The following is an 11,796-nucleotide window of genomic DNA, read 5'->3' as shown; positions in this document are numbered from 1 at the left end:
TTAAAACCATATTACTACATTTGCTTAAAATAATAAACCTTTTTTTGGCATTTACTTTAAATTATAAATATTTTTTTAATTCTATGGCTTTATCCAGTTTTTCCCAAGGAAATTCGCTCCTGCCAAAATGTCCGTAAGCTGCTGTTTTTCTGTAAATAGGTCTTCTCAGATCGAGGTGTTCGATTATCCTTGTAGGTCTTAAATCAAAGTTTTCGTTTATTATTTCAACTATTTTTTCGTCGCTCAATTTACTCGTTCCGTACGTATTTACATATATGGAAACCGGTCTTGCCACACCTATGGCATAAGCGACTTCTATTTCTATCTTATCGCATATACCGCTTGCAACTATGTTCTTTGCGATATACCTTGCCATATATGAAGCACTCCTGTCTACCTTTGTAGGATCTTTTCCCGAGAATGCTCCGCCGCCGTGTCTTGCATATCCTCCGTATGTATCAACGATTATCTTTCTTCCCGTAAGTCCGCTGTCCCCCTGAGGACCGCCGATAACAAACCTTCCCGTAGGATTTATAAAATACTTTGTATTTTCATCGAGGAGACTTTCATCTATAACGGCCTTAACGACATGTTTTATCATATCTTCCTTTATGGTATCGAGAGATACTTTTTCATCATGCTGAGTAGATATAACTATGGTATCCACCCTTACCGGCTTATCCCCGTCGTATTCAACGGTCACCTGAGTCTTACCGTCCGGTCTCAAATAATCGAGAGTGCCGTCTTCTCTGACTTCGGTAAGCTTGAATGCAAGCTTGTTTGCAAGAGATATCGGTAGAGGCATGTATTCTTCGGTCTCGTTACATGCAAAACCGAACATTATCCCTTGGTCTCCCGCTCCGTTTTCTTCTTCGGTACTATCATCACAGTCCAAAGACTTATTCACTCCCATTGCTATATCGCTTGACTGCTCGTCTATGGAGCTTATTATCCCGCAGGTACTCCCGTCAAATCCGTATTTTGCCCTCGTATACCCGATATCCTTTATGGTCTTACGAACTATCTTCGGTATATCCACATAACCGCTTGTGGTTATCTCTCCCATTACGAGCACAAGCCCGGTATTCACCGCACACTCACAGGCTACCCTGGCATATGGGTCCTGTGCAATGATAGCGTCTAAAACGCTGTCACTTATTTGGTCACATATCTTGTCCGGATGTCCTTTTGTTACAGACTCCGACGTAAAAAAATGTTTATTCATTACTCTATCCTTTCCATGACCTTAAATAAAAAAATTTCTCATAGGTTCTCCCATGAGATTATCTTAATACTCATCATTCGGAAAAATCCCGTAGGTATTAGCACCGTACCTTTGCCGGTTGCCGGGTTTCATAGTGCCTATTCACTCCACCGCTCTAAATAAGGTCTATTTCATTGTAATTTACTTTAAAATATTAACATACTGTATACAGAAAAGCAAGATAATTGTCGATATATAATATAATTATCATCTTTTATAAATTTAGATATAATATACAATAAAAAACATATATGCTAAAACAAAAATATAAAACAATACTTCCCGCTATCTCGGGGCACTACGCCTGCCTTCGGCAGATTCCGCGCCCCTAACTCAAATACCGCGATTAAAATACGAACGACACAAATCCCGAATTTTTACATTTGCTTTTTAGACTCCATTATCTTAATCATTCAATACAGCATTTATTATTTTTTACCCCGCATAATTACATAAAAAAAAGACCATAAGGTCTTTTTTAAGCTTTATATTTTTTATTCTATTTTTCTCTGTCTTTGATAACAAATCATAATATAAATCCCAAATTAAAAATTAAAGAAAGCTAAAACTTACTTATAGTCTTGCATTCATCCACAGCCTTTTTTATATCTTCGATACTTCCTCCGCTCATGATAGTCACTGCTGCGGCAATGCTACCTTCAACTACGGGACCGTCTATCATAGTTACTTTATTTTCAACCATATCTATCGCCATTTCCGTCGTCATCACCGCACTTCCGAGATCCATAAGTACGATAACACCCTCTCCGCTGTCCGCTTCATTTATCCCATTCATTATCTTTTCAAGGTCTGTACCGATACTCCCGTCACCAAGTCCCCCCGCAGGAACTATATTTACGTCCTTTGCCATCTGAAGTGCAAGTTCCTTTACTCCCTCAGCTATCTTTTCGCTGTGTGATACTATTACCATTCCTAACATATCTTCTTCTCCGTTTACTAAATTATTTTTTATCATTATATCATAAATACCTAATTGTTAAATACTTACCAAACATAATAATATTCAATCTCATATAAAAATAATCGTTAATATCCATAAACACATTATTATTATAAAAAACGTTACTATGAAAATTATAAACAAATCGACCAAATAGAAATCATATCCTTTTAAGAATAGAAAAATCTGATTTATTTTCTTCAATTCAAATATCAGAATAAGAACAATTACCGAATTAAAAATATATAAATAAAAATCAAAACAACCTAAGCTATAAATAAAATTTTACATAAAAATATACCAAAACAAAAAAAATAACCCCATAGTTTACTATGGGGTCTCATTTTAAATAATATCATTTATGCATTCCATAATATAAGTAAAAGAAGTAGCCCCCGGGTCCTGATGACCGATGCTTCGATCTCCTATATAAGAAGCTCTTCCCTTCGTGGCTTTTATGGTCTTCGTGTATTCCACTCCGTCAGCTGAAGCTTTCAAAGCTTTTTCCATTGCCGATTTTGCTCCGCCGTTAAGTCCTTCCTTAAAGGCGTCGTAAGCAGGTATCATAGAATCAAGCATAGTCTTTTCTCCCGCTTCCGATTTTCCTCTCATCTTCACTCCGTTTATGGCTTCTTCCATCATCTTGATAAAATCTTCACCGCTTATTTCTTCTTTTCCCTGTACTGCCATTCCCGCTTTCATGAAAGCCGTACCGTATAAAGGTCCCGCAGCTCCCCCTACGGTGGAAACTAACGTCATACCTACAGTTTTAAGGATAGTACCGCAGTCTTTATCTTCAACAGTTCTAAGTTTTTCCTTTACCGCCGAAAATCCTCTCGCCATGTTTATCCCATGGTCGCCGTCGGCTATGGCACTGTCCAAATCGGTAAGATAATCTTTATTCTCTTCTATTTTATCCGCAATATCATTTATAAGTTTAATTAGTTTTTCTTTAGTCATAAAACCCTCCTTATAATGTCTTGAACCCTACTGTATCGGCTTTTGCGTCCAATAATTGTTTTAGTTCATCATCAAGCTTTAGTAAGCTTATTGAAAATCCCGCCATTTCTATGGAGGTCATATAATGTCCTACAAAGTTTTTATATACCTTTATTCCCTTTTCCTTTAATATATCGGATACTTTATTTCCTACTATATATAGTTCCATTAAAGGAGTAGCTCCCGAATCGTTTATCATCACCGCCACTTCGCTTCCTTCAAAGTCTATATCCTTTAATATGCACTCAAGCAAATGAGCTGTGATTTCGTCCGCAGTGGTAAGTTTTTCTTTATGTGTCCCCGGTTCTCCGTGGATACCTATACCCACTTCCATTTCATCATCGTTTATTTCAAAGCCGGGTTTGCCCGCCGCAGGAACGGTACAAGGAGAGATTGCAACGCCCATTGTCCTTACATTTGCGATAACTTTTTCTGCAACTTCTTTTACTTCTTTTAAACTTCTGCCTTCTTCTGCGGCAGCTCCCGCGATTTTATGTACGAATACTGTCCCCGCAACTCCTCTTCTGCCTGTCGTATAAAGGCTGTCCTTTACGGCAACATCGTCGTTTACGACTACTTGTTCCACTTCTATGCCTTCCATAGCTGCCATTTCAGCCGCCATATCGAAATTCATTATATCTCCGGTATAGTTCTTTATTACGAGCAAAGTCCCCTTACCGTCATCCACCGCTTTCACCGCTTCATAGATTTGGTCGGGAGTAGGAGAAGTGAATACGGGTCCCGCAACCGCACCGTCGAGCATACCATACCCCACATATCCCGCATGTGCGGGTTCATGTCCGCTTCCTCCTCCACTTATCAAAGCGACTTTATCTTTTTTCTTTTCGCTCCTTACTATCACATCAAGACCATCCAGTCTCTTTACATATTCCGGGTGCATTTTCGCTATCCCGTCTAACATCTCGTTTTCAACGTTCTCAGGTTTATTGATAAATTTTTTCATAAAGAAACCTCCTTTTTAATCAGTATATCATACCTTATAAATTTTCTCAAAAGTTAAGATGATAAATTTGATATTGATATTTCATCAAATAGTAAAACATAACATTTATTTTTAAGCTTCCCCTAGGATATAATAAATAAAAATCTTAAAGATATAAATATTTAAAGAAGAAACCCATCAAATAAAATCAATAATGTTTTTAAAACAATATTGATATAAAATTACTGACTATTATAAAAAAGTACTTTAATTGAAAAAATTATTAAGTTATTAAAATTAAAATCATTTTTACAGATTAGCCGAAACATAGATATTTTAAATCCACCTTTTGTTATATTGACACAGTTATATAAAAATAGCCCTTCTTATAATTTCTCTGATACTGAAGATTTTACGGAGAAATAAATACTTGAATTTAGAATGTATAACCATAGAAATAATAAAACAATAGATAAGTTTATTTATAAATTAGAGGATTTAACCGATAAATATTATAAATAAAAAGACCTAGTTTTAGGTCTTTTATTAAGCAATGATAACCTCAACGCCTTTTTCTTCATAGGCTTTCTTATCTTCTTCGTCCATTTGATTTGTTATTATGTAGTCAAAATCCTCTACTTCCGCAAATTTAACCAGCATTTTCTGCTTTAGCTTAGATGAGTCCATGACTGCCGCGACTTTATCGGCGTTCCTTATCATAGCTTGTTTTACCGGCATTTCAGTAAAAGACTTTACGCTTGCTCCGTACTCTATATCCATTCCGTCCAGACCTATGAAAGCAAGGTCGGCATGAGTGTTTTCAAACAGGCTTTCCGAAGTGGGACCGAGAAGTGAAAATACCGATTTTTCAATATATCCTCCCGCGACCAAAACCTTTGCCTTTGAATCAAGGGCAAGTTTGTATGCGATTTTTACATCGTTTGTGATGACCATTACTTCTTTATCCAAAATATTGGGAACCACATGATAAGGAGTGGAGCCGCTGTCTATTATTATGGTATTCCCCTCTTCCACGAGTTTGGCTGCGGCTTTGCCTATTCTTTCTTTTTCTTCTCTGAACGTTTTGTCTTTTTGATAATGTGGAGTTTCCGTAGAAAGGATACTTTCAACGGAAGTAGCCCCTCCGTGAGTCTTTAAGACCTTTCCCATTTTTGCAAGCTCTATCAAATCTTTTCTTATGGTCACATTCGAAACATCAAGCATTTCGGACAATTCTTTTACGCTTGCTTCCTTTTTTTCATATACATACTGCAAAATTGCTTCCTGTCTTTGTTCTTTGTACATATTTTCCTCCACAACTAAAAAAATAAAATCTTTATAAACCTTTACATTTATAAATGTAACAAAATTAAAACTACTTGTCAATTATTAATCTTCATTTAGTTATTTTTTCTAATCAAAAAGAACATATCTTTCTTTTATTTGGAAATGATATGTTCTTTGTATTTAATATAACTTCGGACTTTCTTTTATTAGTTCTTCAAATTTTTCTCTGTGTTCTTTTGCATACTCCTGATATCTCAGAAGCTTTTCTTCCACAAAAAAAGAATTCTTTTCAGAAAATTTTTCAAGATACTTATGTTCTTTCTTTACATAACTGTAATATCTGTCAGCTTCTCTATACTCATCAGTATATCCTTCACACTTGATGAAGTGACCCGGCATATCATATTTTAAGTTTTTATATAGCCTTAAAAGCTTAGCTCTTGATGAAGCTCTCTTATAATAATCATCCAGCCCCTTATCTATTTTTTCTTGTATTTTATCAAGTTTTTTAACTAGCTTTATATAGGATTCTCTTTCATCTTTTCTGATTTTTTCTATCTCACTTTTATGTTCTTTTAAAATACTGTTTATTTCCGCTTTCAGTTTTTTGACTTTTTCATCGTCATTTTTTATCTTTGTATCTTCCGTTCCTTTATTAAGCTGATATAGTGCATATCCATATTTATTCTGTGCCATATAATACTTACTTTGCGCCAAATAATAATTGACTTTATCATCAAAGTTTCTTTCTTTTGCAGCCTTTGCAGCAGAATAGTTACCCTCTTTCATGTATTTTTCAACATTAGCAAGCTTTTCCTGATCCGAAGAACCGCAGCCCGATACAAAAACAAGTAAAAACATCAATGCCAATACCGACAATAATAACTTTTTCTTCATGATTTCCCCTCTTTCGATTAATAAGATTTTATACTGCCGATATATATCAATACCCGGTTTTCTTCAAGAAAAAAGCTCCCCTAAAAAAAGAGAGCTTCCAAGAGTATTTTAAGACCTATTAGTATAAGTATGACACCTCCGAACACTTCCGCTTTTTCCTTGTATTTGCTCCCGAATATATTCCCGATTATAACGCCTATAAAAGAAATCACGAAAGTAATAACGCCTATAATCAAAACCGATGAAAATATGGATACGTCTAAAAATGCAAATGTAACACCCACGGCAAGTGCGTCTATACTGGTTGCGACAGCCATAAGAAGTAGTTCCTTTATATCAAGCCCTGCGGAGCAAGTTTCGCATTCTTCATTATCACTGAGTGCTTCGTATATCATCTTGCCTCCGATAAAGGCGAGAAGTATGAAAGTTATCCAGTGGTCCACGGTGGTTATATATGTACTGAATTGCCTTCCGAGGAAGAAGCCTATAAGAGGCATCACAGCCTGAAACACTCCGAAAAACATCGCAGTTATAAGCCCGTGAACGTAATTTATTTTTCTCATATTGAGACCTTTGCATATGGATACCGCGAAAGCGTCCATAGCAAGCCCTATTCCAATCAATGATAATTCTAATATCCCCATAATCTCTCCTAAACAAAGTATTCCAATTATAAAACAAAAGGTATTATTTATCAATTATTTTCTTCATATAGTTTGCTATAAAATTAATTTTAATATATAATTTAGACTATGCTAAAAGTAAGGAGAAAACAATGCCTTTTGATTCTATCACAACTTACGCAATCATAAAAGAATTGAACAGTAAGCTAAAAGGAAGTAAAGTCAGTAAAATATATATGCCCACAAAGTATGAAGTAGTCCTGCATACTTTCGACGGCGACAAACAAATGTTACTTATAAACGCAGGTTCCTCTACTCCCAGGGTGCACTTCATAGAAGATTACAACGCTTCCATGAACGAACCTTACGGTTTTTGTATGCTGCTTAGAAAATACCTTACGGGAGCCGTAATAACAAATATAGAGGGATATGAATTCGACAGGATAATAAAAATCCGTTTTGAAAGTATAAATCTTCTCGGAGAATATCAAAACCTGACGCTCACAGCCGAAATCATGGGAAGGAATTCCAACCTCATATTGATTGACGACGAAAGCGGGAAAATAATAGATTCAATAAAACATATAAGACCCGATAATCCACTCATGAGAGAAGTCATACCTAAAATAGACTATGAATATCCCACAAAAGACAGACTGAACCCTCTTGATTTCAACGAATTCGTCGCTATGGATAATATAAGAAGTAACTCCGACAGGACTTTAAAAAGTGCGCTAATGAGTACATTCAACGGCATAAGCCCTATAATCTTCAGCGAAATCACTTCCGTACCCGATATAGATAATAATGCGGGAGTAAACGAACTGAGTAAAGAAGATATAGAAAACATAATAAAGAGAATAAGAGAATATTTCAGCGGTTTAGACGAAAGACTAAAATATAACTTATACAGAAAAGACGGGAACAATAAAGATTATGTCTGTATAGATATATCTTCATACGAGGACATGGAAAAGATGACCTTTGATACACCGTCAAGAATGATAGATACGTACTATCACGATATCGACAGGCTAAACAGGTTAAAAGTCGTATATAAAGATGTTTATAACCTTATAAACCGTTCTCTTGCAAGAGAACAGCATAAACTGGAGCTTAGGAGAAAAGACCTTGAAAAAGCCGAAGGAAGCGAGAAATACAATATAAAAGGACAGCTTCTTCTTTCTAACCTTCACCTTATAAAAAAAGGAGATAAAAGCATAACCGTGCAAAACTTCTTCAAAGAACCATACGAAGATATTACAATATCTCTAAACCCCGCTCTTTCTCCCAGCGAAAACGCAAATAAGTATTTCAAGAAATACACAAAGCTTGAAAATTCAAAGAAACACCTTGAAAAACTTATAAAAGACGGTGAAGAAAATGTATATTTCCTCGAATCCCAATCTCTTTATCTGGAAAGAGCCAAGACATATCCGGAAGTAGAGGATATAAAAAGCGTCATGGAAGAGCTTGGATATATAAAGAAGAAAAAGAAGAAGCACAATCTTAAAAAGGTTAAGAAGCTTAAATTTACCACAAGCGACAGATATGAAATATACGTGGGAAGAAATTCACTGGATAACGATTATTTAACGAGAAAATTCGCTTTTAAAACGGATTTATGGGTCCATACCAAGGATATCCCCTCTTCTCATGTTATAATAAGGACAAATAACGGAACATACTCAAATGAAGCATTGGAACTGGCGTGCAAACTGTGTGTATATTATTCAAAAGCCAAGAACTCTTCAAACGTTCCCGTGGACTATGCTTACATCAAATATGTAAAGAAACCCAGCGGGATGAAAGAAGGAAAAGTGATATACACTAACAACGAAACGGTGGAAGTAACGCTGAGTGAAAATGATATAAAAATGATAGATAAACTAAGCAGTTAAGGAGAAAACAAATGAGAGAACCTTTTGTTGCATTAATAGGAAGACCAAATACGGGAAAATCAACGCTTTTCAATAAAATATCCGGAAAAAGGATTTCTATAGTAGAGGATACTCCCGGAGTGACCAGAGACAGGATAATAACAGATACGTCTTGGTCGGGAAACAGTTTCTTTCTAATAGACACCGGCGGTATAGAGCCTAAAAGCGACGATATTATATTAAAACAAATGAAGAGACAGGCAAACCTTGCAATAGATATGGCGGACGTAATAGTGCTTGTAGTGGACGGAAGAGCGGGAGTAACCGCTTCCGACAGAGAAGTTGCAACGATGATAAGAAAAAGCGGGAAACCATGCGTCCTTGCGGTAAATAAAATCGATTCTTTCGATATAGATTATCTGAGATACGAATTTTATGACCTAGCCCTCGGTGAGCCTATAGGGATAAGTGCGGAGCATGCACTGGGTTTCGGAGATCTTCTGGATGAAGTGGTAAAACATTTCCCCGAAAACAAAAAAGGTATCGAAGAAGAAGAGAGAACAAAGATCGCAGTTGTGGGAAAACCGAATGCGGGAAAATCCAGCCTGGTCAATACACTTCTCGGGGAAAACAGAGTTATAGTAAGTAATATTTCCGGAACGACAAGAGACGCCATAGATACCATATTCAATTATGAAGGGAAGAATTATACCCTTATAGATACAGCGGGGATAAGAAGAAAAGCGAAGATATACGACGATATAGAGCATTATTCTACCATAAGAGCCATAGGTGCCATAGAAAGAGCGGACATATGCCTTTTAATGATAGACGCCATGGAAGGAGTTACCGACCAGGACGTAAAGATAGCCGGACTTATCAAAGACAGATATAAAGCGGTAATCATAGTAATAAACAAATGGGACTTGGTGGAAAAGGAAACCAATACCATGAAAGACATGGAAAAGAAAGTAAGGAGTTCACTTTATTTCCTTGACTTCGCACCTATATTATTTATCAGTGCAACGGAAAAGAAAAGGACTCATAAGCTTATGCCTCTTATAGAAGAAGTACTTACCGAGTACGGAAAGAGGATAACGACGGGACTTTTAAACGAAATAATGGGCGATGCGGTGATGATGAATAATCCTCCGTCAAAGGGAACGAGGAGAATGAAGATATTTTATTCTTCACAGGTTTCAACGGCACCTCCTACTTTCGTAATATTCGTAAACGAACCGGAACTGGAACAGGACGCATATTCCAGATACCTTACAAATAAAATCAGGGAAGCTTTTACCTTCCTCGGAAGCCCGATAAAATTAATTTATAGAAAAAAACAAGAAAATTAATGATATTTTCACCTCCAAGCGAATAAGTATAAGTAAGATACTTGAGTTTGGAGGTTTTCTTATGAATTTAGGAATATACGAAGATATATCAAAAAGAACAGGAAGTGATATATATCTAGGAGTGGTGGGACCGGTTAGAAGTGGAAAATCCACTTTTATCAAAAAATTTATGGACGTTTTAGTAATACCTAATATCGAAAATAAATTTAAAAAAGAAAGAGCAGTGGATGAACTACCTCAAAGCGGCTCCGGCAAAACGATCATGACGTGCGAACCGAAGTTCGTACCCAACACCGCAGCTAATATCAACCTTGGCAGCGGTGTAAATTTAAATGTAAGGCTCGTAGACTGCGTGGGATATGTTATCCCGGGCGCCGTAGGCGACATGGACGAAAACGAAGAGAGAATGATCAGGACACCTTGGTCAGACAGTCCTATGCCTTTTAAAAAAGCGGCTGAAATCGGGACCAAAAAAGTAATTGAAAAACATTCAACAATAGGTATAGTTGTGACTACCGACGGGAGCATAAGCGGTATCGAAAGAAACAACTACATAGAAGCGGAAGAAAAGGTGATAAACGAACTTAAAGAAATAAATAAACCTTTTGTTACGATTTTAAATACTACTACACCTAACAGTAAAGCTACAAGAGACCTTGGGAAGGAACTTGAAGAAAAGTATGAGTGTAAGGTCATCGTACTCGATGTAATGAATATAACCTTAGACGATATAGAGTCTCTTCTCAAAGACGTATTATTTGAATTCCCTATAAAAGAAGTCAATTATTCTCTTCCTCTATGGCTTGATTTGGTAGAAGAAGAAAATCCTATAAATAATGATATTTATGATTTCATTAAATCGAACAGTAACGATAACGATACATTAAACAAAGTGATTTTCGGCGTTAAAAATTCTTCCTTTGATGAGTTTGATATGGAAGTCACAAATATAGATTTAAGCAGCGGTATCGTTGACGTAGATGTAAAAGTCGAAAACAGCGCATTCTATAATCTGCTCAGCGAAAAGAACGATATCGAAATAAAGGGAGAATCCGACCTATTCGGTCTCGTATCGGATTTGACGCAAATAAAGAGAGAATACGAGAAAATCGCATCGGCACTGTCTTTAGCCAGAAGCAGCGGATACGGAGTAGTTATGCCGGAATTTGAAGATTATAAGCTGGAAGAACCGGAAATGATAAGTAAGTCATCTCGTCACGGAGTGAAAATAAAAGCTTCCGCACCGGCACTTCATATCATATGCACTGATGTGGAAACAGCGGTAAGCCCTACAATAGGCTCGGAAGAAGAATGTCAAGTGTTCTATGATAAACTTATAGATGAATACAAAAATGACCAGGATAAGATATGGGAAAGTGAATTCTTCGGACGTAATTTGAAAAATATGATAAGCGACAATATGCAAAACAAACTTATATCAATAGAAGATGATAATAAGATGAAAATCCAAAAGACCCTTACGAAGGTCGTAAATTCCGGCAAAGGCGGAATAATACTTCTTTGGTTATAAAAATGAAAACCGCAGAAATGCGGTTTTTTTATTGTCTATATTATTATATATTTTCTCTG

10 protein-coding genes and 1 riboswitch are annotated in these 11,796 nt (G+C 36.3%); of the genes, 3 read left to right on the top strand and 7 right to left on the bottom strand.

Going from position 1 to position 11,796, the window contains the following annotated elements:
- Positions 1-61: 61 nt before the first annotated feature.
- The 7 genes from metK to NSA01_RS05980 form a co-directional block, all read right to left on the bottom strand.
- A complete protein-coding gene (metK, locus tag NSA01_RS06010) occupies positions 62-1,225 on the bottom strand; it encodes a methionine adenosyltransferase (RefSeq protein WP_257480590.1) in 1,164 nt (387 codons plus the stop codon).
- A gap of 67 nt (positions 1,226-1,292) precedes the next feature.
- A riboswitch (SAM riboswitch) is annotated at positions 1,293-1,390 on the bottom strand.
- A 436-nt stretch (positions 1,391-1,826) separates the two neighbouring features.
- Positions 1,827-2,204, bottom strand: coding sequence for a dihydroxyacetone kinase phosphoryl donor subunit DhaM (gene dhaM, locus NSA01_RS06005; protein ID WP_257480663.1), 378 nt, complete (start codon positions 2,202-2,204; stop codon positions 1,827-1,829).
- Between the two features lie 366 nt (positions 2,205-2,570).
- Positions 2,571-3,185: a dihydroxyacetone kinase subunit DhaL gene (gene dhaL / locus NSA01_RS06000; protein ID WP_257480589.1), complete on the bottom strand. Its 615-nt coding sequence runs from the start codon at positions 3,183-3,185 to the stop codon at positions 2,571-2,573.
- Between the two features lie 10 nt (positions 3,186-3,195).
- Positions 3,196-4,188, bottom strand: a complete 993-nt coding sequence (gene dhaK / locus NSA01_RS05995) for a dihydroxyacetone kinase subunit DhaK (protein WP_257480588.1) — start codon at positions 4,186-4,188, stop codon at positions 3,196-3,198.
- 525 nt (positions 4,189-4,713) lie between these two features.
- Positions 4,714-5,472: a DeoR/GlpR family DNA-binding transcription regulator gene (locus NSA01_RS05990; RefSeq protein ID WP_257480587.1), complete on the bottom strand. Its 759-nt coding sequence runs from the start codon at positions 5,470-5,472 to the stop codon at positions 4,714-4,716.
- A 162-nt stretch (positions 5,473-5,634) separates the two neighbouring features.
- Positions 5,635-6,351 carry a hypothetical protein gene (locus NSA01_RS05985; RefSeq protein ID WP_257480586.1) on the bottom strand — a complete coding sequence of 239 codons (717 nt, stop codon included), beginning with the start codon at positions 6,349-6,351 and terminating at the stop codon, positions 5,635-5,637.
- Positions 6,352-6,431: 80 nt separating this feature from the next.
- Positions 6,432-6,995, bottom strand: coding sequence for a manganese efflux pump MntP (locus tag NSA01_RS05980; protein ID WP_257480585.1), 564 nt, complete (start codon positions 6,993-6,995; stop codon positions 6,432-6,434).
- Between the two features lie 131 nt (positions 6,996-7,126).
- On the opposite strand from NSA01_RS05980, the gene NSA01_RS05975 reads away from it, so the two are divergent.
- From NSA01_RS05975 to spoIVA, 3 genes are all read left to right on the top strand, one after another.
- On the top strand, positions 7,127-8,875 hold the full coding sequence (locus tag NSA01_RS05975) for an Rqc2 family fibronectin-binding protein (protein WP_257480584.1): 1,749 nt from the start codon (positions 7,127-7,129) through the stop codon (positions 8,873-8,875).
- 11 nt (positions 8,876-8,886) lie between these two features.
- The gene (gene der, locus NSA01_RS05970) at positions 8,887-10,206 is read left to right on the top strand and encodes a ribosome biogenesis GTPase Der (protein WP_257480583.1); all 1,320 of its coding nucleotides are present in this window, start codon (positions 8,887-8,889) and stop codon (positions 10,204-10,206) included.
- 61 nt (positions 10,207-10,267) lie between these two features.
- Complete coding sequence (gene spoIVA, locus NSA01_RS05965) at positions 10,268-11,737, top strand: stage IV sporulation protein A (protein ID WP_257480582.1); 1,470 nt, start codon at positions 10,268-10,270, stop codon at positions 11,735-11,737.
- The last annotated feature ends 59 nt before the right edge of the window (positions 11,738-11,796 follow it).

This window comes from Anaerofustis stercorihominis, assembly GCF_024623185.1.
Taxonomy (GTDB): Bacteria; Bacillota; Clostridia; order Eubacteriales; family Anaerofustaceae; genus Anaerofustis.
The sequence above is the reverse complement of the archived record's forward strand: the minus strand, read 5'-3'. Positions and strand labels throughout refer to the sequence as shown.

What these genes read in the sequence shown, in the direction of transcription:
- NSA01_RS05990 (WP_257480587.1), bottom strand. Translation starts at nt 5,472, where the DNA reads ATGTACAAAGAACAAAGACAGGAAGCAATTTTGCAGTATGTATATGAA.
- der (WP_257480583.1), top strand. Translation starts at nt 8,887, where the DNA reads ATGAGAGAACCTTTTGTTGCATTAATAGGAAGACCAAATACGGGAAAA.
- NSA01_RS05985 (WP_257480586.1), bottom strand. Translation starts at nt 6,351, where the DNA reads ATGAAGAAAAAGTTATTATTGTCGGTATTGGCATTGATGTTTTTACTT.
- metK (WP_257480590.1), bottom strand. Translation starts at nt 1,225, where the DNA reads ATGAATAAACATTTTTTTACGTCGGAGTCTGTAACAAAAGGACATCCG.
- dhaM (WP_257480663.1), bottom strand. Translation starts at nt 2,204, where the DNA reads ATGTTAGGAATGGTAATAGTATCACACAGCGAAAAGATAGCTGAGGGA.
- NSA01_RS05975 (WP_257480584.1), top strand. Translation starts at nt 7,127, where the DNA reads ATGCCTTTTGATTCTATCACAACTTACGCAATCATAAAAGAATTGAAC.
- NSA01_RS05980 (WP_257480585.1), bottom strand. Translation starts at nt 6,995, where the DNA reads ATGGGGATATTAGAATTATCATTGATTGGAATAGGGCTTGCTATGGAC.
- dhaK (WP_257480588.1), bottom strand. Translation starts at nt 4,188, where the DNA reads ATGAAAAAATTTATCAATAAACCTGAGAACGTTGAAAACGAGATGTTA.
- dhaL (WP_257480589.1), bottom strand. Translation starts at nt 3,185, where the DNA reads ATGACTAAAGAAAAACTAATTAAACTTATAAATGATATTGCGGATAAA.
- spoIVA (WP_257480582.1), top strand. Translation starts at nt 10,268, where the DNA reads ATGAATTTAGGAATATACGAAGATATATCAAAAAGAACAGGAAGTGAT.